Annotated in this window: 22 protein-coding genes; 17 read left to right on the top strand and 5 right to left on the bottom strand. The window is 62.0% G+C overall.

All coding sequences use genetic code 11. The features are described 5' to 3' along the window. Positions 1–125 precede the first annotated feature (125 nt). From NE851_RS17675 to NE851_RS17630, 10 genes are all read left to right on the top strand, one after another. Positions 126–971 carry a polysaccharide deacetylase family protein gene (locus tag NE851_RS17675; RefSeq protein ID WP_025570186.1) on the top strand — a complete coding sequence of 282 codons (846 nt, stop codon included), beginning with the start codon at positions 126–128 and terminating at the stop codon, positions 969–971. Positions 972–1,437: 466 nt separating this feature from the next. Continuing rightward, positions 1,438–2,268: a transporter substrate-binding domain-containing protein gene (locus NE851_RS17670; RefSeq protein WP_047616335.1), complete on the top strand. Its 831-nt coding sequence runs from the start codon at positions 1,438–1,440 to the stop codon at positions 2,266–2,268. A 24-nt stretch (positions 2,269–2,292) separates the two neighbouring features. After that, a complete protein-coding gene (locus tag NE851_RS17665) occupies positions 2,293–3,039 on the top strand; it encodes an amino acid ABC transporter permease (protein ID WP_097542980.1) in 747 nt (248 codons plus the stop codon). Beyond that, a complete protein-coding gene (locus NE851_RS17660; protein ID WP_025570179.1) occupies positions 3,036–3,818 on the top strand; it encodes an amino acid ABC transporter permease in 783 nt (260 codons plus the stop codon). Before NE851_RS17665 ends, NE851_RS17660 begins: the two co-directional genes overlap by 4 nt. A gap of 11 nt (positions 3,819–3,829) precedes the next feature. Beyond that, complete coding sequence (locus tag NE851_RS17655; protein WP_097543047.1) at positions 3,830–4,612, top strand: amino acid ABC transporter ATP-binding protein; 783 nt, start codon at positions 3,830–3,832, stop codon at positions 4,610–4,612. 9 nt (positions 4,613–4,621) lie between these two features. Then, positions 4,622–5,980: an MmgE/PrpD family protein gene (locus tag NE851_RS17650; RefSeq protein WP_097542978.1), complete on the top strand. Its 1,359-nt coding sequence runs from the start codon at positions 4,622–4,624 to the stop codon at positions 5,978–5,980. A gap of 14 nt (positions 5,981–5,994) precedes the next feature. After that, on the top strand, positions 5,995–7,299 hold the full coding sequence (locus NE851_RS17645) for an LLM class flavin-dependent oxidoreductase (protein ID WP_097623086.1): 1,305 nt from the start codon (positions 5,995–5,997) through the stop codon (positions 7,297–7,299). Positions 7,300–7,353: 54 nt separating this feature from the next. After that, on the top strand, positions 7,354–9,396 hold the full coding sequence (locus NE851_RS17640) for a prolyl oligopeptidase family serine peptidase (protein WP_097542977.1): 2,043 nt from the start codon (positions 7,354–7,356) through the stop codon (positions 9,394–9,396). A gap of 165 nt (positions 9,397–9,561) precedes the next feature. Then, positions 9,562–10,488, top strand: a complete 927-nt coding sequence (locus NE851_RS17635) for a Gfo/Idh/MocA family protein (protein WP_028758450.1) — start codon at positions 9,562–9,564, stop codon at positions 10,486–10,488. 73 nt (positions 10,489–10,561) lie between these two features. Then, positions 10,562–11,065 (top strand): hypothetical protein, encoded by a 504-nt coding sequence (locus NE851_RS17630; RefSeq protein ID WP_097542976.1) that lies wholly within the window; start codon positions 10,562–10,564, stop codon positions 11,063–11,065. Between the two features lie 66 nt (positions 11,066–11,131). Here NE851_RS17630 and NE851_RS17625 read toward each other — a convergent pair whose 3' ends face one another. Together NE851_RS17625 and NE851_RS17620 are read right to left on the bottom strand one after the other, a co-directional pair. Beyond that, the gene (locus NE851_RS17625; RefSeq protein WP_028758448.1) at positions 11,132–11,581 is read right to left on the bottom strand and encodes a DNA polymerase III subunit chi; all 450 of its coding nucleotides are present in this window, start codon (positions 11,579–11,581) and stop codon (positions 11,132–11,134) included. Beyond that, positions 11,581–13,071 carry a leucyl aminopeptidase gene (locus NE851_RS17620; RefSeq protein ID WP_097542975.1) on the bottom strand — a complete coding sequence of 497 codons (1,491 nt, stop codon included), beginning with the start codon at positions 13,069–13,071 and terminating at the stop codon, positions 11,581–11,583. The genes NE851_RS17625 and NE851_RS17620 overlap by 1 nt, the downstream gene beginning before the upstream one ends. Positions 13,072–13,215: 144 nt before the next feature. Here NE851_RS17620 and NE851_RS17615 point away from each other — a divergent pair, with 144 nt between their 5' ends. From NE851_RS17615 to rsmA, 7 genes are all read left to right on the top strand, one after another. Next, positions 13,216–13,989 carry a phosphatase PAP2 family protein gene (locus tag NE851_RS17615; RefSeq protein ID WP_097542974.1) on the top strand — a complete coding sequence of 258 codons (774 nt, stop codon included), beginning with the start codon at positions 13,216–13,218 and terminating at the stop codon, positions 13,987–13,989. A 100-nt stretch (positions 13,990–14,089) separates the two neighbouring features. Further along, complete coding sequence (gene lptF / locus NE851_RS17610; RefSeq protein WP_028758445.1) at positions 14,090–15,271, top strand: LPS export ABC transporter permease LptF; 1,182 nt, start codon at positions 14,090–14,092, stop codon at positions 15,269–15,271. Then, positions 15,268–16,356: an LPS export ABC transporter permease LptG gene (gene lptG / locus NE851_RS17605; RefSeq protein ID WP_028756981.1), complete on the top strand. Its 1,089-nt coding sequence runs from the start codon at positions 15,268–15,270 to the stop codon at positions 16,354–16,356. The genes lptF and lptG overlap by 4 nt, the downstream gene beginning before the upstream one ends. Beyond that, positions 16,356–18,683, top strand: coding sequence for an LPS-assembly protein LptD (locus NE851_RS17600; protein ID WP_028756980.1), 2,328 nt, complete (start codon positions 16,356–16,358; stop codon positions 18,681–18,683). Before lptG ends, NE851_RS17600 begins: the two co-directional genes overlap by 1 nt. 183 nt (positions 18,684–18,866) lie before the next feature. Beyond that, positions 18,867–19,814: a SurA N-terminal domain-containing protein gene (locus tag NE851_RS17595; protein ID WP_028756979.1), complete on the top strand. Its 948-nt coding sequence runs from the start codon at positions 18,867–18,869 to the stop codon at positions 19,812–19,814. A gap of 6 nt (positions 19,815–19,820) precedes the next feature. Further along, complete coding sequence (gene pdxA / locus NE851_RS17590) at positions 19,821–20,849, top strand: 4-hydroxythreonine-4-phosphate dehydrogenase PdxA (RefSeq protein WP_028756978.1); 1,029 nt, start codon at positions 19,821–19,823, stop codon at positions 20,847–20,849. After that, entirely contained in the window at positions 20,849–21,703 is an 855-nt protein-coding gene (rsmA, locus tag NE851_RS17585) for a 16S rRNA (adenine(1518)-N(6)/adenine(1519)-N(6))-dimethyltransferase RsmA (protein ID WP_028756977.1), read from the top strand. Before pdxA ends, rsmA begins: the two co-directional genes overlap by 1 nt. Before the next feature lie 98 nt (positions 21,704–21,801). Here the strand turns inward: rsmA and gmk are convergent, their stop codons facing one another. The 3 genes from gmk to mltG are packed head-to-tail and all read right to left on the bottom strand — an operon-like array spanning position 21,802 to position 24,612. Next, entirely contained in the window at positions 21,802–22,464 is a 663-nt protein-coding gene (gene gmk / locus NE851_RS17580) for a guanylate kinase (protein ID WP_028756976.1), read from the bottom strand. Between the two features lie 3 nt (positions 22,465–22,467). Then, entirely contained in the window at positions 22,468–23,355 is an 888-nt protein-coding gene (locus tag NE851_RS17575) for a YicC/YloC family endoribonuclease (RefSeq protein WP_028756975.1), read from the bottom strand. 18 nt (positions 23,356–23,373) lie between these two features. Beyond that, positions 23,374–24,612, bottom strand: a complete 1,239-nt coding sequence (mltG, locus tag NE851_RS17570) for an endolytic transglycosylase MltG (RefSeq protein WP_028756974.1) — start codon at positions 24,610–24,612, stop codon at positions 23,374–23,376. Positions 24,613–24,765: the final 153 nt, after the last annotated feature.

Below are 24,765 nucleotides of genomic sequence, written 5' to 3'. Positions count from 1 at the left end.
CATGCTCTGGCGAAAGCGTGGCGAAGTGCCGCGCATCGGCACAATTCCCGCCTGCATCAACCGATCGTTAACCATAATTCGAAAGGTTGTCTCAACATTCGTTACCGATTTGTTGAGCCCTTTCCATGTACCGTTTTTTCGTTCTGTCCTGCATGGCCCTCATGGCCACTCTTTCTGCCTGCAGCACCACCAGACAATCCGCGCCGGACACATCGATCAAGACCTCCTCGGTGATCGCACCCGAGGAGCGGAAGCTTGCCTATACCGGCGACGCTGCGGCGCCGCGCATGACCGGCTGGCATCATCTGGCCGGGCGGACGCTGGAGGTTTCCTCGCTCGCCGATCTCAAGCTGCAGGACAAGGAAGTGATCCTGAGCTTCGACGACGGCCCGATCCCCGGCCGGACGGACAAGGTACTGGCGATCCTCGACCAGTTCGGTGTCAAGGGCGCCTTCATGATGGTCGGCGAAATGGCCGAGATGCATCCGGCGCTGGCGCGCAAGGTCGCCGAGGACGGCAACACGATCGGCAGTCACACCTATGACCACGCCAATTTGAGTTCGCTGGATTTCGACGCGGCGATGGCCGAGGTGATCAAGGGCGAATTGGCGGTGACCAAGGCGACCGGCACGGATGTCTCCTTCTTCCGCTTCCCCTATCTAGCCGAGAGCCACAGGCTGCGCGCCGCGATCGCCATGCGCGACATGGTGGTCATGGATGTCGACATCGACAGCAAGGACTATTTCAACACGACGCCGGTCTCCGTGACGCAGCGGACGATGGACCTGCTGCACAAGCGCGGCCGCGGCATCATCCTGATGCATGACATCCACAAACGCACGGCGACGATGCTGCCAACCTTGCTTTCGGAACTCGAAACCGAAGGCTACAAGGTCGTGACGCTGAAATTCAAGAAGACGCCGATGCCGAACAACGTCCTTGCCTCGGCCGATTTCGTGACGATCCGCTAAGGCGGGTTGCCAAGTCGGGATTAGCCGCAAGACGGCAGGAATTCGGCCGAGCAAAATCCGTTTTTTGATGCCACTACCGGGCGGGAAGGTTGCCGATCAGCAACCCTCTCGTGCACAAGATTTTTCAACGAACGCGCCTATTTCAGAAAATAAAATCTACAAAATCCATCACAATGATGATTTTCTCTGAGACAGAACGTTCCTTCTCTCTCATCGGTTCCCTATGCCTTTCAAAGCCGTCCAGTTGCCGATTCGCGCAGGAAAGCGATGCGGTCAGCGTCCTTTTCTATCAGCGCGGAGAAGCATGGCCAATATTGCGCGGGAAGCCGACGTCCATCTCATCACCAGCCTTTCGGCCTCACCTCGAAGTGGCGCACATCCACGCCATAGCAGTCGAGCCAAAGAGCGCTGCAATTGCTCGAGGACCTGAACCGGTCCCTCCACCTTCCCAAGACGGAGCTCAAACATGTCACGCAAATTTCTCCCGAAGGCGCTCCTCGCCATGTCGATTGCCTTGCTGGCGGCAACGCAGGCATCGGCGGATGCCACGCTCGACCGCATCAAAGCCCGCGGCACCCTTACCGTTGGCGTCATCCTCTCGGGGGCGCCCTTCGGCTATATCGATCCGACATCGCAAACGCAGAAGGGATACAATCTCGATATTGCAAAAGCGCTCGCGGACGATCTTGGCGTCAAGCTGGAAACAGTCACCGTCACGCCCCCGAACCGGGTGCAATTTCTCCAGCAGGGCAAGGTCGATATCCTGATTGCGAACATGCAATATACCGAGGACCGCGCCAAAGTTCTTGATTGGGTGGCGACGCCGTATGATCGCAGCGGCGGTGCTGCCGTCGGACGCAAGGACAGCGGCCTGAAGGACTGGGCAGATCTCAAGGGAAAGCCGGTCTGCGTTTCGCAAGGGTCGAACTTCACGCAGCCGCTCATCGAACAATACGGCGCCGAGGTAAAGGGCTTGCCGAGCCAGCCGGAATCGCTGCTGGCGCTGCAGGGCGGCAATTGTGTCGCCGCCGTCCATGTCGGCGCAACCGTCGGCCTTCTGCTGGAGGACCGGCCCGAGGAGTGGAAGGACTACACTATTCTCTTCCCGACCGAACTGCTCCCTTCCGACTCGGTGATCTGGGTGCGAAAAGGCGAAAAGGAGACGGCCGAGGCACTCGATAAGTCGATCCGGCAGCTCCATACGTCAGGAAAGCTCCTGGAATTTGCGAAGGCAAACCGGCTCCGCAATACCGACTATCTCGAACAAGAGCGCAAGACCCTGTCGGCTGGCAAGTAAGACAGGCTACACTGGCGGATCGACATGCAGGACACCAGCATGACCGGCCTGTTCGTCAACCTGACGAACAGGCTTGGCCTTAACTACGAGTTCCTGGCGACGAGGTACGAGGCGCAGATATGGCGTGATGGTTTCATCACCACGCTCTATCTGATTGCCCTCTTGATCCCCGTCAGCCTGATTGCCGGGCTGCTGTTTGCCGCCTGCCTGACATCCGGCAAGCCCTGGCTATCGACGCCGGTCCGCGCTTTCGTGGAAATCACCCGAAACACGCCGACGCTGGTACAGTTGATGTTCAGCTTCCTCGTTCTCAATACATTCGTATCGAACCTGGTCGGCGGGACGCAGAACAATCCGCTCACACCCTTCTTCTGGGTGGTGGCGGTGGTCGGACTGCACATCGCCGCCTTGCATGCCGAGGCGATCCGCGCAGGTATCGAGGCGGTGCCGTCGGCCACGGTGGAAGCGGCGCGCGGCATCGGCTTCAGCGCGCTGCAGATCCTGCGTTACGTCGAAGTTCCCCTGGCAATGAGGGCATCGCTGCCCGCGATCGTCAACAATCTCATCAATCTCGTGAAGTTGACGACGGTGGGCAATGCGATTGCAGTCAGCGAGATTACCTATGCCTCGATCATGGTCTGGACGCAGCGCGACAACGTGGTGTCACTGATGATCGTCATTCTGCTGTTCTTCAGCATCATCAACCTTGCCGTTGCCCGCATCGGCCTGTGGGTGGAGCGCAAGCTCGCCATTCCGGGGTATGGCCTATGACGACTGCGGTACTTTCCGAGCAGCGCAGGAATGGTCGCCTGCTGCGCAATATCGGCTTTACGGCACTCCCGCTTGTTATCGTCCTCTGGTCGCTGACCGACCTGACGCTGGGGCGCGAACTGGTGACGTGGCTTCCCTATCTCGGCTCGGGCTTCATGATGAACGTCATCATCAGCCTGTGCGCGATGACGCTTGGAACGACCGTCGGAGCCGTGTTCGGCATACTGGAACTGGTTCCCTTCAAGCTGGTGCGCTACCCGGTCGTGGCCTATGTGCAAGTCTTCCGCAATGCCCCGCATCTCGTGCTGATCTTCGCGACGACTTACATCTTTCCCTTCGAAATCGTGGTGGCCGGCAACTATCTGCCCTTCCCGGATTGGCTGAAGGCGGTGATCGGCCTTGCCATACCGGCCAGCGCCTATGTGGCCGAGATCACCCGCGGCGCCGTCCTTTCGATCCCGACCACGCAATGGGAAGCGGCAAAGGGGCTCGGTTTTTCGCGCGGCCAGGCCTTGCGCTGGATCATCCTGCCGCAATGCCTGCGGCGCTCGCTGCCGCCATGGATGAACATATTGGCCTCCATTACCATGGGCACGTCGCTCGCCTCGCTGGTTGGCGTGCACGAACTATTGCATGCCGCAACCGATGCCAGCACATCCGTGCGCCGCCTCGATTTCACGATCATCGCCTATATCGTGGTGATGGCCGCCTTCTTCACGCTTTGCTACCCGATCGCCCGCCTGACCCGACGCCTCGAGCGGCGTTTCAAGACGGCCTGAGGATTTGAATGATGAACGCAAAAACCGACGAAACGATCGTGCGACTGGAAGAAGTGCACCTGTCCTTCGGCCAGACGGAGGTGCTGAAGGGCATAGACCTCACCGTCAACAAGGGCAATGCGGTTTCCATTATCGGCCCGTCCGGTTCGGGAAAGTCGACGATCCTGCGCTGCATCAACGCATTGGTGGCGCCGCAGCGCGGCCGCATCACGGTCGACGGCACCCGCGTCGATCAACTGGCCAAGGAGAGCGAACGCATCGCGCTGCGCAAGCGTATCGGCATCGTCTTCCAGCAGTACAATCTCTTTCCCCACCTGAGCGTGCTGGACAATATCGTGCTGGCCCCGACCCGCATCCTCGGCGTCGAGCGGCGCGAAGCGGAAAAACTCGCACGCGAACTGCTCGACAAGGTCAGGCTTTCGGAAAAAGCCGGCGCCTATCCCGGCCAGCTTTCCGGTGGTCAGCAGCAGCGCGTCGCGATCGCCCGCGCGCTGGCGATGAAGCCGGAACTGGTGCTGTTCGACGAAGTCACCTCGGCGCTTGACCCCGAGACGGTGGGCGAAGTGCTGTGGGTGATCCGCGACCTCATCCGCGACGGCATGACCAGCATCCTCGTGACCCACGAAATGCGGTTCGCCGAGGAGATCAGCGACATCGTCGTCTTCACCGAGAACGGCCGCATCGTCGACCAAGGCTCGCCTGAACAGATTTTCCATACCTTCGACAATCCCCGTATCCGCCAATTCGTCGGCGGTCTCGCCGGAGGGCGCGGGCCAGTGCGCGAAGGCATCTAGGATTTTTTCATGACGAGCACATTCGCGCCCCTGACTTCGGCATTCGCCCAGGCGATCATCTCCTCGGATCCATCGAAAGATCCCCTAGCATTGGACGCGGCGCGCACGGCGATCATCGATTTTCTCGCCTGTGCGATCGCAGGCGCCGGCGACCGCACGACCGGCATTCTGGCAGATACCGTCGGCGCCAACCTGCCGGGCGACGCGATCCTGCTCGGCAGCTCGCGCCGAACCGATCCGCTGGTCGCAGCACTCGTCAACGGTCATGCCGGCCATGTGCTCGATTATGACGACGTGCATGCAAGCGTGCGCGGCCATCCGACGACCGTGATCATCCCGGCCCTGCTGGCGTTCGCCGCCGAGCGCGAGTTTTCCGCAGATGCGCTGATCGCCTCCTATGTCGTCGGGCTCGAAGCCATGGCGCGGCTGGGGTTGTCGCTCGGCTCGAAGCACTACGAGAACGGTTTCCATGCCACGGCGACGCTCGGGACGATCGGCGCGGCGGCGGCAATCGCCCATCTGACCCGCGCCTCCATCGACGAGACCGCCGTCGCGCTAGGCCTTGCGGCAACGCAATCGTCCGGCCTGCGGCTGCAGTTCGGCACGGACGCCAAACCTTTCCACGCCGGCATGGCGGCGCGATCCGGGCTCCTGTCGGCGAGGATGGCCGCGGCGGGTTTCGGCGGCGCGCCGGATTTCCTCGACAATCCGGTCGGCTTCCATTCGGTCTATGCCTTCGGCGCGGAACGCCCGTCCGCCGTGACCGAGAACTGGGGTTCGCCATGGCAGATCGTGACGCCCGGGCTGACGCTGAAGGCCTATCCCTGCTGCACCGCCAGCCATCCGGTCGCGTCTCTCGGCATCGGCCTCAACCGGGAAGGCCTGGAGGCTGATGCGATCGAGCATATCACCTTCACCTACCCGCCCGGCGCCGATGCCGCCCTGGTGGTGAGCAAGCCCGGCAATGGGATCGAGGCGCGCTTCAGTCCCGAATACGTGTTCGCCGCCGCCCTCATCGACGGGGCTCTGCGGCTCGACCATTTCGACGAGCGGCCTGTCTTGCCGCGCCTGATGGACCTTGCCCGGCGCGCCGGCCGCCGCCACGACGAGACTGCGCCCCGCATGTCGAGCGATCCACGCACCCGCTTCGTGATCGTCGATATCGTGCTTCGCGACGGCAGCGCGATACAGCGCCGCTTCGACGGCCTGCCGGGGCTGAGCGATCCGGCCGAAAAATTTCGCGACGCAACTGCGCGCAATCCCGCCTTCGCGGATGTCCCGTCGCTCGTCCGGACAATGAGCAGCACGCCCGACCTTCGCCAACTTCTGGCGCTGCTCAACCAGGATGCCGCCCGAAATCCAGAATGACGAAGGATATTGTCATGACTCGCAAAAGAGAAATCCACCTGGGTCTGTTTCTGCAAGGGGCGGGCCACCACGTATCCGGCTGGCGTCATCCTCACGCCGAGGCGGGAAGCGAGAATTTCGACTTGCTGAGACGCGTGTCCCAGATCGCCGAAGCAGCGAAATTCGACATGGTCTTTCTGGCCGACGGATTGACCAGCGGCATCGATGCTCATCCCTCGACGATCGCGCGTTTCGAGCCTTTGACGCTGCTTTCGGCGCTCGCCGTGGTGACAGACAAGATCGGCCTCGCGGCAACCGCATCCACGACCTATGGCGAGCCCTATCACACTGCCCGCGCCTTCGCCTCGATCGACCACCTGAGCCACGGCCGGGCCGCCTGGAACGTGGTCACGACATCCTATGCCCGCACGGCGAACAATTTCTCCAAGGCGCACCCGGAGCACGATGAGCGTTACGCCGTGGCCCAGGAATTCGTCGACGTCGTGCGCGGACTGTGGGACAGCTGGGATGACGACGCCTTCGTCAAGGACAAGCAGAGCGGCGTCTATGCCGACCCTGCCAAGCTCCATGTGCTCGATCACAAGGGCAAGTATTTCTCAGTCAAGGGGCCGCTGAACATTCCGCGCGCACCGCAGGGCCATCCGATCCTGATCCAGGCCGGCTCATCCGGCCCCGGCCAGGATCTTGCCGCCCGCACCGCCGAAGTGGTGTTCACCGCGCAGCAGAGCCTCGAAGAGGCGCAGGCCTTCTACAAGAGCGTCAAGGAGCGCGTCGCGCGCTTCGGACGTCAGCCGGACGAGGTCGCCATCATGCCGGGCTTCCTGCCGGTGATTGGCCGCACCGCCAGGGAAGCCGAGGACAAACTTGCAGAACTCGACAAGTGGACTGACATCAAAAGCGCCATGCCGCTTCTGGAAGAACGCATCGGCCACAGCCTTGCCGATTACGATGTCGATGGCCCTCTGCCGGACCTTCCGATCTCCGACCAGTTGCGCAGCCGTGCCGAATTGCTGACCGCGCTTGCAAGGCGCGAGAACCTGACCATCCGTCAGTTGGCGCTGCGCGTTGCCGCCGGTCGCGGCCACCATATCGTGCTTGGCACGCCGGTCGAGATCGCCGACCGGATGCAGCAATGGTTTGAAAGCCGCGCCGCCGATGGCTTCAACGTCATGCCGCCGTTTTTTCCCGAAGGGCTCGAAGACTTCACGCAGATGGTCGTGCCGATCCTGCAGGAACGCGGCCTGTTCCGCACCCAATATGATGGCTCGACACTGCGCGAGCATCTCGGCCTTGCGCGGCCGGCACTAATTTCGCCCTAACTGTGCGAAATATTGGCTAGACATACGACGTCAACGGAATCAGGCAGGTCGAACATGAACCTTCATCTCGAAACGGACGACGATCCGCGTACCCGCCAATTCATCGACGAGCATAACGGGCTTTCCGACAAGGCACTGAGAACACCGGAATTCGTTAGGGATCGCGATGCGATAAAAGCATTGATCGAACGGCAGGACAGGCTGATCGTCCCGATGCGCCGAGGCGGGTGGTTGTTCGATTTCCGGCAGAGCAAGGACAATCCTCTCGGCGTCTGGCTCCGCCTGCCGGCCGATCAGCAGCCCTTGCCCGATGCCGGCTGGGAACCGGTCTTCGATCTCGATGCCTTCTGCGTGAGCGAAGGCAAGCGTTGGAACTGGCGCGGCGCCGTCACCTGCCCATGGGAACCGACGCGAGTGCTGCTCACACTTTCGGACGGCGGCTCCGATCTTCTCCGGCTGCTCGAATTCGACGCCGAGAGCAAGCAGATCGTCGAGGGCGGCTTCGATACGCCAGCCGCGCGATCGCATGCCAATTGGCTGAGCCGTGACGAGATCTGCTATTTCGGCTCCATCGACCGATTTTCGGCGACCCGTTCGGGATGGCCGCGGGTCGGGCGGCGATTGAAGCGCGGGCAGCGGCCGGAAGAGGCCGCCGTCATGGTCGAAGCCGCCGACGAGGACGTCTACGGCTTCAATCTCGTCATCGACCCGGCCCTGTCAGGCGCTTCGGCCGATGCCGGATTGATTGACATTTTCGTCGCCGCCCATGAGATCGGCGTCGCCAGCGCGTTCCTGATCGCCAATGACGGCACGCAGCGGCGCATCGATCTGCCTCAGGAGGCCGATTTCCAGTTCAATCACGATCATTGCCTTTGGCGGGCAAAGACCGATGAGCGCGTTGTGTCCGGCAGCCTCGTGCTGCAACGCTTCAACGCCAACTCGGAGACGGCTCTGCTCGGGCCGGAGCGGATTCTGTTTCAGCCTGCCGAGGGCCAGTCCATCTCGCAAATGATGCTGATGCGGGAGTGGTGCGTCTTCATCATCTCCGATCGGCTGCGTCCGCGTCTCATGGTGCTGGACCTGACAAGGCCCGATGCCGAACAGCGCGAAATCGCGCTGCCGGCGGACATGCAGACGGCCCATTTCAGGCCGATGCATGCCGATCTGCATCTTGGCGACGATACGCTCTGCATCGTCGGCCAAGGCTTCCTGCAGCCTCCGGCCTGTTATCGCCTCGAGCTGTCGGATCGCAGCAGAGAGGCCGAACCGATTTTCGTCGCCGCGGCGCCAAGCTATTTCGATGCGACCGATATGTCATCCGAACTGCTGGAGGCTGTTTCCGAGGACGGGACGAAGGTTGCCTATCGGCTGATCCTGCCGAAGCAGTGGATCAAGGGGGCGCTGCCGGTGCTGCTTTACGGCTATGGCGGCTTCGATGTTTCGCTGTCGCCGAACTATTCCGGCGTGACGGGACGCTGGCTGGAGCAAGGCGGCGCCTATGTGCAGGCCTATATCCGCGGCGGCGGCGAATTCGGACCCGACTGGTATCGCAGCGCCAAGCGGCAGGGGCGAGACCGGGCCTTTGCCGATTTCGTCGCCATTGCCCGCGATCTCGTCGCCCGCGGCTACACCGTGCCGTCGCGGATCGCCTGCCAGGGCGGCAGCAATGGCGGTCTGCTGACCGGCGTGATGCTGACGCGCTACCCGGAGGATTTCGGCGCCGTCTGGTGCCAGGTGCCGGTCCTCGACATGACACGCTTCCACCTGTTCAGCGCAGGACAAGCCTGGATGGACGAATACGGCGATCCGGAGACGCCGGCGGACCGGGATTTCATGCTCGGTTATTCGCCGCTGCACAATGTCGGGCCGGCGACCGAGGTCAGCTATCCGCCGATCTATATCGAAAGCTCCGCCAATGACGACCGCGTGCATCCCTCGCATGCGCGCCGCTTTGCCGCGCGGCTGGAGGAAGCGGGACACCGTCCGCTCTTCCATGAATTCGGCTCCGGCGGGCATGGTGGCGACGGCAATTCCGAAGAGCGCGCCGCCCGCGCGGCGATGGGTTACAGCTTCCTTCGCCAAACCATCATGCGCTAAAGCTCTTTGTTTTATACATGTCGTTATCCCGGAACCGCTGCACACTTCCGGGCGACATGTATTAGGATACAACAGAATTGGAGGAGGAGAGCTTGTCGGCGCGCCTCTTTCTGCTACAAACAGGCTCAATAAATCATACTTTTTAACAGGCTCGAGCGAAACACCATGTCCCCTATCAACCTCGCCATCGTCGGCGTCGGCAAGATCGTCCGCGACCAGCATCTTCCCTCCATCGCCAAGAACCCGGATTTTAAGCTCGTCGCCACGGCGAGCCGCCACGGCACGGTCGAAGGCGTCACGAGCTACACCACGATCGAGGCGATGCTCGACGCCGAGCCGTCGATCGATGCGGTTTCGCTCTGCATGCCGCCGCAATATCGCTATGAGGCAGCCTACAAAGCACTCGTCGCCGGCAAGCATGTCTTCCTGGAAAAGCCGCCCGGCGCCACGCTGAGCGAAGTGGCCGATCTCGAGGCGCTTGCGAGCAAGCAGGGCGCGTCGCTCTTTGCCAGCTGGCATTCCCGCTATGCGCCGGGCGTCGAGGCCGCGAAGGCGTTTCTTGCCTCGACGACGATTGAAAGCGTGCATGTGATCTGGAAGGAGGATGTCCGCCACTGGCATCCGAACCAGGATTGGATCTGGCAGGCCGGCGGCCTCGGCGTCTTCGATCCCGGCATCAATGCGCTGTCGATCGTCACCCATATCCTGCCGCGGCCGATCTTCATCACCGAGGCCGTTCTCGAGTTTCCCGAGAATCGCGATGCGCCGATCGCGGCCGATATCCACTTCCGCAATGCCGACGGCCTGCCGGTTCATGCCGAATTCGACTGGCGCCAGACCGGCAAGCAGAGCTGGGACATCGTCGCGGAGACGGCCGCCGGCCAGATGGTGCTTTCCGAGGGCGGCGCCAAGCTTTCCATCAACGGTGCGCTGACATTCGCCGAACCGGAGCAGGAATATCCTTCGCTCTATCGTCGCTTCGCCGAAATCGTCAAAGCCGGCAGATCGGATGTCGACCTCGCGCCGCTGCGCCACGTCGCCGACGCCTTCATGCTCGGCAAGCGGAAGTTCGTCGACGCATTCCACGACTGAGGGTCGCAATAACGTCATAGAAACCGGCAAGATTTGCCGGCCTATGTGCAATAGTGTTCGGGGGCAGCCGCTCATGAGCAACAAAATCCGCCGCAAGGGCCGATTTTTCCGCGTTTTGAAGATTGGCATCCTTGTGGTGCCGCTTCTCGGCCTTGCAGCATGTTCGGGCGAACATGTCGTCATGCCTCCTGATGCACCGGGCGTTTCCCGATCCGAGGAATATTCCTTCGGATCTGCGACCCAGGCCCAGGATTGGCAGGCCACCAAAAAGGTGCTGGACCAACTGGAAGGGCGGTTCGGAGAGAAATCCGTGCGTGTCCTGGCGCGCAATCTCGCCAGCACCACCAGCCCGCAGAGCATCAAGGCCTATTATGCCGAACGCCTTGTCCATCAAGCCGGCTGGGCGGAAATGCCGGTCAGCACTTTTGCCGACAGCGCATGGGCATTCGCTTTTGTCAGTCCGAGCGGCAAGCGGGTTTTGGCAGTGGAGGCGCTCAATCCGTCGGAAGATGCGGGAGGGATCGTCCCCCTCAACATCCTGACGAACCTCGACGAGGACAAAGGGTCGAAAGGATAACGGCTTCCGACGGCCGCTGAGAACGACGTCGGAAGACTTCATACAGCAATTCAAGATCTTACAGCGTCAGGCCTTCTTCTCCCAGCGCCCCTCCGGCGTCTGCTGCCAATAGGTGAGGTTATGCCCCTCGCCTTTCAGCTTCTTCCATTGCGCACGGGCGGCTTCCAGTTGCTCCTGGTCATGACCGTCGAACATGAAGACGATGCGCTCATAGGCATCGGCCGGCGGCGGCTCGGCGCCGTCGACGATGAAACGCACGGTCGCCGCATTGGCATTGTCTGACGTCACCGTCAAAAGCACAGGCTGGCTTTCGGCGAAATCGGCCTCGTCGGTGCCGTGCGGCAGGAAGCTCTCCTCGCGGAACGTCCAAAGATGCTGATCGAGAGCATCGCGCCGCGCCGGCTCACGCGTCTGGACGGCAACGCGCCAGCCGCGCTCGACGCTTTTGTCGATGAGCGGCGGAAGCGCGTCCTCCAGCCGGCTTTCGGTCAGATGATAGAAGAGAACGTCCGTCATCAGGATTCATAATGGGCGCGGACGAGCTCATCGAGCAGGCGCACACCGAAACCGGAACCCCAGGACTGGTTGATCTCGTCCTGCGGCGAGCCCATCGCCGTGCCGGCAATGTCGAGATGCGCCCAGGGCGTGTCCTGCACGAAGCGCTTGAGGAAATGCGCCGCCGTGATCGAGCCCGCCTGCCGGCCGCCGGTATTCTTCATGTCGGCGAACTTGCTGTCGATCAGCTTGTCGTAATCCCGGCCGAGCGGCATGCGCCAGAGCTTCTCATTGCTCGAAAGGCCCGCTGCCGTCAGCTGGGCGGAAAGCTGGTCGTCATTGGAGAACAGCCCGGCATGCACGTTGCCGAGCGCCACGACGATCGCGCCGGTCAGCGTGGCGAGATTGATCATGAACTGCGGCTTGAAACGATCGTTGCAGTACCAGAGCGCATCGCAGAGCACGAGGCGGCCCTCGGCATCGGTGTTGATCACCTCGATCGTCTGGCCGGACATCGAGGTGACGATGTCGCCCGGACGCTGGGCGTTGCCGTCGGGCATGTTCTCGACCAGGCCGATGATACCGACGGCGTTGACGGCGGCCTTGCGCGAGGCGAGCACATGCATGAGGCCGGTGACGGCCGCCGCCCCGCCCATGTCGCCCTTCATGTCCTCCATCCCGGCGGCCGGCTTAATCGAAATGCCGCCGGTATCAAAGACCACGCCTTTGCCGACGAAGGCGACGGGACGATCCTTGGCCTTGCCGCCCTTCCACTGCATGACCGCCAGGCGCGGCGGGCGCACGGAGCCCTGGGCGACGCCGAGAAGGGCGCCCATGCCGAGACGGCGCATCTCCTTCTCGGTCAGGATTTCCACTTCGACGCCGAGCTTTTCCAGCTCTCTCGCCTTGGCGGCGAACTCGACGGGCCCGAGCACATTCGGCGGTTCGTTGACGAGGTCACGGGCCAGATTGACGCCGCCGGCAACCGCTTCGGAATCGGAAAACGCCTTCTTGGCACCAGCCGCATCGGCGGTGACGATCGTCACCTTGACAGATTTCGCCGGCTTCTCCTCCTCGTCGCCCTTCTTCGTCTTGTAGGTATCGAAGCTATAGGCGCGCAACAGCATGCCGAGCGCGAAGTCGGCGGCGGCCCGCGCGCTCGTCTCGAGCCCAGGCACGTCGATGAAGACAGCGGCCTTGTCGGTATTCTTGATTCTCGATGCCGCGGCACCGCCGGCCTTCAGCCAGTCATGGGCGGTGAGTTCGGCGGCCTTGCCAAGCCCGATGACGACGATCCGCTCGACGGCCGCGCCTTCGGGGGCGACGATATCGAGAGCGCTCATGGATTTCGCGGAGAATCGGGCGATCCTGGCAGCCTTGACGATCACGCCTGCCGGGTCGACCGTTTCGGCGCCGGCAGCGCTGTCGGCCTCCACGGTCTTCAACAGGATCGACAGGCCGCCATTGAGCTTTGCCGACTTTGCGAATGAAATTTCCAACTTTGCTGACATGTCTTCTCCGCTGGGATTCTTTGAAATCCGTCCCTGGCGGATAATTTCGCGTTTGGCGGGTCTGTCAATGGCTTGCGACAATTGTTATGGTCGCCCGCGGCCATCACGGCCCTCATGTTTTCGTCAGTTTCGTAGATATTCGCGTTGACAGTTTTTTCGAAAAATCGATGGCGGGGGCTCGCAATCCGCCTGCCGAAAACGACTTTCGGCGCATTCATGCTGCTGTTCTGGACGTGGTGGGCGCTGCTTGCCGTCTTCCGCGCCTTCCCCGGAATAGACATCTATTTTTCCCAGCTTTTTTTCGTGGCCACAGATTGCGGTGCGACTGCCGCCGCCGGGAGCATCTGCGGCGGCTTTCCCTATCGCGACGTCGCGACCTTCGATCTGCTACGCACCATCTTTTTCCGCCTGCCCTATGTCGTCGCGATCGTGATGGTGTGGAAAATCATCGAATGCCACCAGCAGCATGGCGCGACTTTCAACGCAGATCGGGCCCGCAAGCTCAAGGTCGCACTCGGAACGCTGCTGATCGGACCGGTGCTGCTCGTCAATGTCGTGCTGAAAGAACATTGGGGCCGGCCGCGGCCGATACAGACGGATATTTTCGGCGGTGCGCTGCATTTCGCCGAGGCGGGTTCGCTTGCCGGAAAATGCGTTTCGAATTGCTCGTTCATATCAGGCGAGGCAGCAAGCGCCGGCTGGCTCTTCTGCCTTCTGATCTTCGTTCCGAAATCCCTGCGTTACGCGCTGGTGCCGCCGGTGGCGGCGATCTCCATCCTCACGCCGGCGATGCGGCTATCCTTCGGCGCGCACTACCTCTCCGACGTCGTTCTTGGATGGCTTTCCTCGCTGGTCGTCTTCGCCGCACTGCTGGCGTTAACTGAGTCGCAACAGCATCAAAAAAATTCTGAAATTTGAATGAATTTTTGACACCAGCTTGTCGCAAAAGCGCGACAAAGAGCGTAGAGGGATTCTCCTGCAAAGCCGTTTGGGCGTGCAGGTGCTTTCAAGGGCAGGCATGAAACTACTCGAGACATACATATTGCGGCGCGTCGGCCAGATGTTTCTCGTGGCGCTCCTGCCCGTTCTGGCGATCATTTGGACGACACAGGTTCTGCAGCGCATCAACCTGGTCACCGACAGCGGCCAGTCGATCGGCTCGTTCGCCAAGCTCGCGACGATGATTCTGCCGTCGATCATTCCCGTCGTGCTGCCCTTCGCACTCGTCATCGCGGTCACCCAGACACTGACGACGATGAACAACGATTCCGAGCTCACCGTCATCGACGCGGCCGGGGCGCGGCGCAGTGTGCTGATCCGCCCGATCCTGCTGCTTGCCGCCGTCATCAGCGTCTTTTCCTTCTTCGTCGACAACGTCGTCGAGCCGCGTGCAAAGACCGTCGTGCGCCAGATGATCGCCGAGACCTATGCCGACCTGCTGTCTTCGGTGATCGAAGAAAAGACCTTCCGCAAGCTTGATGAAGGTCTTTATGTGCAGATCTCGAAGCGGATGGCGGGCCGCATGCTGAAGGGCCTGTTCGTCGCCGACGAGCGCGATCCGGCCTACGAACTGATCTATTATGCGAAGGAAGGCGCCGTCGACGATACGGGCACGACGCTGATCATGCATGAGGGCGAAGTGCACCGCAAAACGCCCGATGGCAATGTCTCGGTGATCAACTTCGATTCCTATTCCTTCGACCTCTCCGACATGACCGAGAATCGCGGCCAGGCGACGCTGCGTGCCAGCGACCGTGACCTGTGGTTCCTGTTCAACCCGGATCCGGCCGACAAGGACTATACGATCCGGCCGCAGAGCTACCGCGCCGAACTGCACCGCCGGCTGACGGACTGGATCCTGCCGGTCGTCTTTGCCCTGTTTTCGCTGGCGATCGCCGGCGACGCGCGCTCGCACCGCGAAGCGCGGCTGCATCCGATGGTGAGCGCGCTTGCCTATGCCTTCGCGATGCGATGGGCGGCCTTCTACGCGGCCAATCAGATCGACACCGACCCTGAATATATTGCCGTCCTCTACGCCATCCCGATCGTCAGCAGCATCATCTCGATCGTCTTCCTCGGCCTGCACAAACGACTGGTCATGCCGTCGTTCGTTCGGGACCGGATGTCGTCCTTCTGGAGACGAACGCAGGAAAGACTGCTTGCCGCCACCGGCAGGACCGGCGGGGGCACTGCCCAATGATGTTCGGGACATTGTCGCGTTATTTCTTTCGCCGCTACCTGGCGACGACGGGCTGGTTCCTGATCGGCGTCTCGGCGATTTCTTTCCTGCTCGATTTCAGCGAGACGGCGGGCCGCATGTCCGGCCTGCCCGGCTACACGATCAGCGGCGGCATCCTGATGACCGCCGTGCGCCTGCCGCTCATCCTGCAGCAGACCGTGCCGTTCATCGCGCTGTTCGTCGGCATGACGGTGCTGATCGGGCTCAACCGCAAATATGAGCTGGTCGTCACGCGCGCAGCCGGCATTTCGGTCTGGCAGTTCATGTTCCCCTTCATCGCCGGCTCGCTGGCGCTCGGCCTGCTGACGATGACGGCGCTCAATCCGCTCGCGGCCTGGGGACAGCGCCAGGCGCTGCTGGTCGAATCCGACTGGCGCGGCGAGAACGCGGTCCTGCGCAAGGCGCCGCAGATTCCGTGGCTGCGCCAGATCAGTGGCCGAGACGATGTCATCATCGGCGCTCAGACGGTTCAGGAGAACGGAACCAAGCTGATCGACGCCGTGCTGATCCATTTCGATTCAGGTGGTCAGGTCATTCTGAGACAGGATGCCGCCACGGCAAAATTGGAAGATGGTTACTGGCAACTTAACAACGTCGTCGAGCGTAAGCCTGGCGAAATCCCCCTGCGTAAAGCTTCGGTTCAACTTCGCACCAATCTGAAACAGGATTTCGTCCAGGAGCGGCTGACAGCGCCGGAAACAATTGGTTTCTTTGACCTTTCCAACCGGATTGCGGCTGCCAAATCCTTCGGTATTTCAACCAAGGCGTTGGAGACGCAATTCAACTCCCTGTTGTCCCAGCCATTGCTGCTGGTGGCCATGACTCTCATTGCTGCAACAGTGTCCCTAAAATTTAGCCGGTTCAACCAATCCCGCTCAGTGATTCTGGGTGGCATCCTCTCGGGCTTCATGCTTTATGTCATCACCGTGCTTGTAAAGGCATTCGGAAGCAGTGGAGTCGTGCCTCCCTTCGTGGCGACGTGGATACCGGTGGTCGTCGCGCTGGCCTTGGGTGCGACTATTCTGCTTCATCAGGAGGACGGCTAGTGGCGGCAGGCGACCGCAAGTATTTTAGTAAACAGCTGGTTGCCCTGCTTGTCGGCGCGACTGTATCTTCCTATTTCGGCAGTGCCCCGGCCTCTTACGGCCAGGCCAGCGCGCCCGAACAAACGATAAAGAATAAGATTCCTGAAGGGGCGAAGCTTCTGCTTTCGGCCAACGAACTCCTCTACAATCGCGACGCCCAGTTGGTGTCGGCGGTCGGCGGCGTTCAGATCAATTATGGCGGCTACAAAATGGTCGCACAGAAGGTCGAGTACAATCAGAAGACCGGCCGGATGATGGCGCTCGGCAATGTCGAGCTGGTCAGCCCCGACGGCAACCGCATCTATGCAGACAACCTTGACGTGACCGACAATTTCGCGGACGGGTTCCTGAACGAACTGCGCATCGAAACGGCTGACAATACGCGTATCGTCGCCGAGAGCGGCGAGCGTGTCGGCGGCACGCAGATGATTCTGAACAAGGGTGTCTACACGGCCTGCCTTCCCTGCGCCGAAGATCCGAAACGCGCGCCCTTCTGGCAGGTCAAGGCCAAGCGCGTGATCCAGAACGGCGTGACGCACACGATCCGCCTGGAGCGCGCGCGCTTCGAACTGCTCGGTTATCCGATCGCCTTCGTGCCGGTCATGGAAGTTCCCGACAATACGGTGAAGCGCAAGTCCGGCTTTCTCTTCCCGACGATGAGCCTGTCGCAGAATCTCGGCTTCGGGCTTTCCGTTCCCTATTATTACGTGATCTCGCCGAGCATGGACGCGACGGTCACCGCCACCGGCTACACGGCCCAGGGCTTCCTCGTCGAAGGCGAATTCCGCCAGCGCTTCGAAAATGGCACGCATATCCTGCGCGTCGCCGGCATCGACCAGGCAAAGCCGGACAATTTCAGCTCCGGCACCAGCGATGCCGAAGCCGGCCAGCGTGGCATGGTGGCGTCGAAGGCCGAATTCCGCATCAATCCGCGCTGGACGTTCGGCTGGGACGTCATGATGCAGAGCGACAACAATTTTTCACGCACCTACAAGCTGCGCGGTCTGAGCAGCACGGATCGGACCAACCAGATCTACCTGACGGGGCTTGGAAAACGCAATTATTTCGATATGCGGGCGTTCTATTTCGACGTCCAGGATGCCGACCGGACGAACACGGCCGAGAAAAAGCAGGCGATCGTCTATCCCGCGATGGACTATCACTATGTGGCGCCGCAGCCGCTTGCCGGCGGCGAGCTTTCGGCCGATGTCAACCTGACGAATATTTCGCGCACCCATGACGACTTCTATACCGTCGACGGCTTCGACCGCTTCCGCGGCCTGAAGGGCCAGACCTCGCGGCTGACTGCCGAGCTGCAGTGGAAACGCACCTACGTCACGCCGACCGGCCTGGTGATCACGCCGCTGCTGGCTGCGCGCGGCGACGCCTTCGCGCTGAACATGGACGATCCCACGGGCTACACCGGCAACTATGTCGACGGCAATTCCGCCACCCGTTCGATGTTCACGGCCGGGCTGGAGATGCGTTATCCGATCCTGATGACGACGGATAACAGCACGCATATTCTCGAGCCGATCGCACAGATCTATGCCCGCCCCGACGAGCAGCTGGCAGGCCGCCTGCCGAACGAGGATGCGCAAAGCTTCGTCTTCGACGCCACCTCACTGTTCGACCGCGACAAATTCTCGGGCTATGACCGCGTCGAAGGCGGGACCCGCGCCAATGTCGGCGTCCAGTACACCGGTACGTTCGACAGCGGCTACAAGCTGCACGGCATTTTTGGCCAGTCCTACCAGATCGCCGGTCAGAATTCGTTTGCGACCGATGATCTCGTCAATGTCGGCGCGGATTCCGGCCTTGAAACCACGCGTTCCGACTATGTCGGCCTCGGCGGCGTCGAGACACCGTTCGGCCTTTCAGTGACCGCCTCCTACCGCCTCGACGAGAAGGATTTCGATTTCCGCCGCGGCGACCTGACGACGGCTTACCAGAACGACACCTTCTCGACGCAGGTGACCTTCACCCATCTCAGCGCCCAGCCGGAATATGGCTTCGACGAAGACAATGACGAGATCCAGACCAGCAGCAGAATCAAGTTCAAGGATTACTGGGCGATTTTCGGCGGCATCGCCTGGGATCTGAATAATGATGTGATCAGCCGCCGGACGCTTGGTCTCTCCTATGACGACGAGTGCACGATCTTCACGATCGCCTACACCGACAGCAGGGATTCCGACGACGAGACGGCAAGCGACTGGACGATCGGCGCACGGCTGACCTTCCGCACGCTCGGCGACATCAAGATCGGCACCGACAGCCTGGAGTGACGGCAGGCGGGCGCAAACATCGCCTGAAGCCATTCTTTCGCCGTAAGCCTGTGCAGGACATTGCCGCCAGTCGATATCTGAGGCATAGGGGTTTCGCGCCGTGACGGGAGCGATTTCTGCATGTCTCGCACTGTGGTAAGGACGCCGCGAACACGTCTCGCGGCGCTATTGGGAGGTCAACAGATGATTGACGCGAAAAAAGCCATAACCACGTTCCTCGCCGGGGCGGCGCTTGCATTGCTGACAAGCCTCGCCGGTCCCGCGCTTGCGGCAAGCGAAGTCAAGGCCGTGGTCAACGGCACCGCCATCACCAGCGGCGATGTCGCCAAGCGCCAGGCCTTCCTGCGCCTGCAGCACACGAAGGCCGATGCGAAGACTGCGCAGGAGCAATTGGTCGACGAAACGCTCAAGCGGCAGGAGGTCTCCCGCGTCCATATGTCGGTTTCGCAGCAGGACGTCGATGCGTCTTTCGCGCGCTTTTCGAGCGGCAACAAGCTTTCCGTCGAGCAAATGTCGCAGATCCTCGATCGCGCCGGCGTCGGCGTCGATCATTTCAAGGCTTTCATCGCCGTACAGATGAGCTGGCCGCGCGTCGTCAACGCGCGCTACGGCTCGACCTCGCGGCTGTCGAACTATGATCTCGTCTCGCGCATGATGCAGAACAACAAACAGAAGCCGGTGACGACGGAATATATGCTGCAGCAGATCATCTTCGTCATTCCGCAAGCCAAGCGCGGCGCCATCACCGGCAAGCGTAAGGGCGAGGCCGAGGCGTCGCGCTCGAAATTTCCGGGCTGTGATCAGGCAAAGGTCTTTGCCGCGACGATGCGCGACGTGTCTGTGCGCGATCTCGGCCGCATGCTCGCCCCCGAGATCCCGCCGGATTGGAAACCGCTGGTCGAGCAGGCCAAGGGCAATACGACGGGCACCCGCGTCACCGACAAGGGCGTCGAATATCTGGCGATCTGCAGCCAGCGCCAGGTCTCCGACGACCAGGCCGCCGAAATGGTCTTCCGCCAGGAGGATCTCGACAAGTCCAAGGCCGGTAAAAAAGATGCCGGCCCGGAAAATGAAAACAGCAAGAAATACCTGGATGAACTGCGCAAAAAGGCGCAGATCGCCTACCGCTGACCGACGATGGCGACACCGTTTTCGCGACCGCTTGCGCTGAGCCAGGGCGACCCCGCCGGCATCGGGCCGGATATTACGCTGATGGCGTGGCTGCGGCGGCGCGAACTCGGGCTGCCGCCTTTCTTCCTGATCGGCGATCCTGATGTTCTGGCGCTGAGAGCCCGCCAGCTCAATCTGGCGGTTTCGATCCGCGAGACGGACACGGCCAGCGAGGCTGCCGGCCTATTTGCCGACGCGCTGCCGGTCATGACCGTACCGGCCGGCATCGAAGTGGTGGCCGGCGAGCCGCATGCGGCTACGGCGAAGGGCACGATCGCATCGATCGAGAAAGCCGTGTCGCTCGTCATCAGCGGCGAGGCGCTCGCGGTCGTGACCAACCCGATCGCCAAGGCCGTGCTCTACGAGGCGGGTTTCCGGTTTCCCGGCCATACCGAATTTCTCGCCGATCTCGCCGCCAGGGCGACGGGCCGGCCGGTGACGCCTGTCATGATGCTGTCCGGTCCGAAACTGCGGGCCATTCCCGTCACTATCCACATTCCAGTCCGGGACGTGCCGCAGGCGCTGACCGGCGAACTGATTGTGGAAACCTGCCGGGTCGCCCATGAAGACCTCAGGCACCGCTTCGGCATCGAGGCGCCGCGGCTCGCCGTTGCCGGCCTCAACCCGCATGCGGGCGAAGGCGGGACGATGGGCCGGGAGGACGAGGACATTATCCGTCCGGCGATCGAGCGCCTGCGCGACGAGGGCATCGATGCGATCGGCCCCCTGCCCGCCGATACGATGTTCCATGACGAGGCGCGGGCGCGTTACGACGTCGCCGTCTGCATGTATCACGATCAGGCGCTGATCCCGGCCAAGGCACTCGCTTTCGACGACAGCGTCAACGTGACGCTCGGGCTTCCCTTCGTGCGCACCTCGCCGGATCACGGCACCGCTTTCGGCATCGCCGGCAAGGGACTGGCGCGCGAGCAGAGCCTCATTGCCGCGCTGAAGCTCGCCGCCCAGCTTGGCCGCAGCGCCGAAAGCCGCCGCTGATGGCTGCACTCGACGGTCTGCCACCGCTTCGTGACGTCATCCAACGCCACGGCCTCGATGCGCGCAAGGCGCTCGGGCAGAACTTCCTGCTCGATCTCAACCTCACCCAGAAGATCGCCCGCACGGCGGGGACGCTCGACGAGGCAACCGTCATCGAGGTCGGCCCCGGCCCCGGCGGGTTGACCCGCGCGATCCTGGCGCTCGGCGCCAGGAAGGTTATCGCCATCGAGCGGGATACACGCTGCCTGCCGGCGCTCGCCGAGATCGCCGATCATTATCCCGGCCGGCTCGAGGTGATCGAAGGCGACGCGCTGAAGACGGATTTCGAGACATTGGCGCCGGAAGGCCCGATCAAGATCATCGCCAACCTGCCCTACAACGTCGGCACGCAGCTTTTGGTCAATTGGCTGCTGCCGAAAGCCTGGCCGCCGTTCTGGCAGTCGCTGACGCTGATGTTTCAGAAGGAAGTCGGCGAGCGTATCGTCGCTGGCGAAGACGATGATCACTACGGCCGTCTCGGCGTGCTCTGCGGCTGGCGGACAGAGGCCCGCATGGCTTTCGACGTGCCGCCGCAAGCCTTCACACCGCCGCCGAAGGTGACGTCGACGGTCGTGCATCTCACACCCCGCGAAAATCCCATCCCCTGCGCTGTCGCCGATCTGGAAAAGGTGACGCAGGCCGCCTTCGGGCAGCGCCGCAAGATGCTGCGCCAAAGCCTGAAACCGCTCGGCGGTGAGCGCCTGCTCATCAAGGCCGGGATCGATCCGGCGCGGCGAGCCGAGACCCTTTCCGTCGAAGAGTTCTGCCTGTTGGCGAACAGCCTTCAAAGCTCGGCGAAAAGCCAGCCGTTCTAGAGCATTTCCGTTTTTCTTCGAATCACGAAAATGCTCTATCTCTTTGTTTTCACGCAATTCCGGACGCAAAACCGCTGTGCACTTTTGCTGGAATTGCTCTAAAGCGACGGCGTTTCTTCCAGCAGTCCGCGGACGAAGTCGAACATGCCATGGCGGCGGTCGCGGCGCAGGCGTTCGGCCTTGACGATCGACTGAACGGCGTCGAAGGCGGTGTCGAGGTCGTCGTTTACGATGACATAGTCATATTCGCGCCAGTGGGCGATCTCGGCGCGGCTGTTGGCGAGGCGCGTCTGGATGACCTCTTCGGAATCCTCGGCGCGGCGATGCAGCCGCGACTGCAGTTCGGTCATGGTCGGCGGCAGCACAAAGATCGAGACGACGTCGGCCGACATTTTCTCCTGCAATTGCTGGGCGCCCTGCCAGTCGATATCGAAGAGCATGTCGCGGCCTTCGGCCATGGCCTGCTCCACCGGCTCGCGCGGCGTGCCATAGAAATTGCCGTGCACCTCGGCCCATTCGAGCAGCGCATCGCTGTCACGCAGCCGCTCGAACTCACGCACGCTCTTGAAGTGGTAATGCACGCCCTCAACCTCGCTCGGGCGGCGCGGGCGCGTGGTAACGCTGACGGAAAGGCCGATATTCTTGTCGATCCCCAGCAGCGTGCGCGCGATGGTGGACTTGCCGGCGCCCGACGGCGACGAAATGACAAGCATCAGACCGCGGCGGGCGATCTGCACGGGCGAAGTTTTCGCCGGTTTCATGTCTTACTCCAAATTCTGGACCTGCTCGCGGAACTGGTCGATCACGACTTTCAGCTCGATGCCGGCAGCGGTGACCGCCGAGGCATTCGACTTCGAGCAGATGGTATTCGATTCGCGGTTAAATTCCTGTGCAAGGAAGTCCAACCGGCGCCCTGCAGGGCCACCTTTCACCAGAAGATCGCGCGCGGCGGCGATATGGGCCTTCAGACGATCGATTTCCTCGCGCAGATCGGCCTTGGTCGCCAGCAGCGCGGCTTCGGCATGCAGCCTGTCGCGGTCGAGCGCGGCCATGCCGTCCATCAGCAAGGCGACCTGCCCGGCAAGCCGCGCAGCGATCTCCTGCGGCGAGCGCGACGGATCGGCCTCGATCGTCCGTGCCAGGCCATCGATCGTCGCGACATGGTCGAGAAGAATGCGGGTCAGCGCCGCCCCTTCCTGTTCGCGCATCGCCCTCAGATCGGCAAGCGCGGCCAACAGACCGGCAGCGATATCGGCGTCACGGGCGGCAAGCGCCTCCTCGCCATCCTCGCCTTCGCGGAATTCCACGATGCCGCGCACCAGGAGCAGCGTATCGAGCTTCAGCGGCGACGGATCGATCACCCCGTCCAATTGCTCGCGCATGGCCAGCACGGCGGCGAGCGCCTCCCTGTTCAGCACCGCCTCGAAGCGGTTCTCGTCGGCGGTGACGGATAGGGATGCCTGCAGGTTGCCGCGGCTGAAGCTTTCGCCGGCGAGGCGGCGGACCTCCGCCTCCATGCGTTCGAGGCCGGGCGGCAGGCGCAGGCGCAGATCAAGGCCCTTGCCGTTGACCGAGCGCAGTTCCCATGCCCAGCGCCAGCGGCCGCTCGTTCCCTCGCGCCGCGCAAAACCGGTCATGGACTGCAAAGCCATGCGAACCTCCCGAAGGTATCAGTTGATCTTCTTTTTCTTCGGCGGCACGACGGTCGCGCCACTATCCGCCGGCTGCTCTTCCGGCTGGCCGTCGACTGCGATGTTCGGATCCGAACCCTTGTCGGCTTCGAGCTTGCGCCAGCGCTTGACGTTGGCGTTGTGCTCCTCGAGCGTGGCCGCAAAGACATGGCCGCCGGTGCCGTCGGCAACGAAATAGAGATCCTGCGTCTTCCAGGGATTGGCGACGGCTTCGAGCGCATCCTTGCCGGGATTGGCGATCGGCGTCGGCGGCAGCCCCTTGATGACATAGGTATTGTATGGCGTGTCCCGCTTCAGGTCCGACTGGTAGATCGGCCGGTCGGCCGGTTTACCCTCGCCGCCGAAGAGACCGTAGATGATCGTCGGATCGGATTGCAGGCGCATGCCCTTGCCGAGCCGGTTCAGGAAAACGGAGGCGACATGGGCACGCTCGTCGGGAACGCCGGTTTCCTTTTCGACGATCGAGGCGAGCGTCACGAACTCCTCCTTGGATCGCAGCGGCAGCGAGGAGTCGCGCTTGTCCCAGATCTGATCGACGAGCTTCTGCTGCGCAGCCGCCATCTGGTCGATGATTTCCGAGCGTTTGGTGCCGCGCGAGAATTTGTAGGTATCCGGACGCAGGCTGCCCTCGGTCGGCAGGGCGGCCGGCAAGTCGCCTTCCAGCACAGTATCCTGCAGCATGCGGTCAAACATCTGGCGGACCGTCAGGCCCTCCGGGAAGGAAACGGAATAGAGAATGGACTTGCCCGATTTCAGAAGCTCCATGATATCGCTCATGGAAGCCCTCGCCTTGATCTCGTATTCACCCGCTTTCAGGCTCTCACCGGCAGAAAGATGCGTTGCCGTGAGATAGCGGAAGATGCGGGCATCGCTGATGATCGCATTGCGCTCGAGGTTCGAGGCGATTTCGGCCAGACCAGCGCCGTTGCGGACGATGAAATTGGTGTTGGTCTGCAGCGGACCGGGGTTTCGATAGGTCGATGTGGCATAGTAGAAGCCGATGACGGCGACGACGCAGACCAGAACCGCCATGGTCATGATGAAGTTCAGGAAAAGAACCACCTGTCCGCGGGCTTTCTTGGACCGCTTCGGCGGCTCCGGAACGCGCTCCGGACGCAGGGCTTCGCTCGGCGACTTCGGGATGATCGGTCCCTTCTGTGCCTGCCGGTCGTTCTCGCCCTGCGGGGTATCGTTGCTCTGGTTCGTCGTATCGCTCACCGGCAATCCTCTAAAACTTGACCCTCACTTCGCTATTTCGCGAAGCAATGCGGCAAAAGCAGGTTCTGCCGCCGTTCAACGGCGCCGCTGCCGGTCGTTATGCTCCCGCACGTCCCGCTACGCAACGTAGGGAACGGCCGCCCTGCGGCGCAA

The organism is Rhizobium anhuiense bv. trifolii (genome assembly GCF_024346605.1).
In the GTDB taxonomy this organism is placed as follows: Bacteria; Pseudomonadota; Alphaproteobacteria; order Rhizobiales; family Rhizobiaceae; genus Rhizobium; species Rhizobium anhuiense.
The sequence above is the reverse complement of the archived record's forward strand: the minus strand, read 5'-3'. Positions and strand labels throughout refer to the sequence as shown.

Coding starts and splice junctions, on each gene's coding strand:
- NE851_RS17675 (WP_025570186.1), top strand. CDS start 126: ATGTACCGTTTTTTCGTTCTGTCCTGCATGGCCCTCATGGCCACTCTT.
- NE851_RS17670 (WP_047616335.1), top strand. CDS start 1,438: ATGTCACGCAAATTTCTCCCGAAGGCGCTCCTCGCCATGTCGATTGCC.
- NE851_RS17665 (WP_097542980.1), top strand. CDS start 2,293: ATGCAGGACACCAGCATGACCGGCCTGTTCGTCAACCTGACGAACAGG.
- NE851_RS17660 (WP_025570179.1), top strand. CDS start 3,036: ATGACGACTGCGGTACTTTCCGAGCAGCGCAGGAATGGTCGCCTGCTG.
- NE851_RS17655 (WP_097543047.1), top strand. CDS start 3,830: ATGAACGCAAAAACCGACGAAACGATCGTGCGACTGGAAGAAGTGCAC.
- NE851_RS17650 (WP_097542978.1), top strand. CDS start 4,622: ATGACGAGCACATTCGCGCCCCTGACTTCGGCATTCGCCCAGGCGATC.
- NE851_RS17645 (WP_097623086.1), top strand. CDS start 5,995: ATGACTCGCAAAAGAGAAATCCACCTGGGTCTGTTTCTGCAAGGGGCG.
- NE851_RS17640 (WP_097542977.1), top strand. CDS start 7,354: ATGAACCTTCATCTCGAAACGGACGACGATCCGCGTACCCGCCAATTC.
- NE851_RS17635 (WP_028758450.1), top strand. CDS start 9,562: ATGTCCCCTATCAACCTCGCCATCGTCGGCGTCGGCAAGATCGTCCGC.
- NE851_RS17630 (WP_097542976.1), top strand. CDS start 10,562: ATGAGCAACAAAATCCGCCGCAAGGGCCGATTTTTCCGCGTTTTGAAG.
- NE851_RS17625 (WP_028758448.1), bottom strand. CDS start 11,581: ATGACGGACGTTCTCTTCTATCATCTGACCGAAAGCCGGCTGGAGGAC.
- NE851_RS17620 (WP_097542975.1), bottom strand. CDS start 13,071: ATGTCAGCAAAGTTGGAAATTTCATTCGCAAAGTCGGCAAAGCTCAAT.
- lptF (WP_028758445.1), top strand. CDS start 14,090: ATGAAACTACTCGAGACATACATATTGCGGCGCGTCGGCCAGATGTTT.
- lptG (WP_028756981.1), top strand. CDS start 15,268: ATGATGTTCGGGACATTGTCGCGTTATTTCTTTCGCCGCTACCTGGCG.
- NE851_RS17595 (WP_028756979.1), top strand. CDS start 18,867: ATGATTGACGCGAAAAAAGCCATAACCACGTTCCTCGCCGGGGCGGCG.
- pdxA (WP_028756978.1), top strand. CDS start 19,821: ATGGCGACACCGTTTTCGCGACCGCTTGCGCTGAGCCAGGGCGACCCC.
- rsmA (WP_028756977.1), top strand. CDS start 20,849: ATGGCTGCACTCGACGGTCTGCCACCGCTTCGTGACGTCATCCAACGC.
- gmk (WP_028756976.1), bottom strand. CDS start 22,464: ATGAAACCGGCGAAAACTTCGCCCGTGCAGATCGCCCGCCGCGGTCTG.
- NE851_RS17575 (WP_028756975.1), bottom strand. CDS start 23,355: ATGGCTTTGCAGTCCATGACCGGTTTTGCGCGGCGCGAGGGAACGAGC.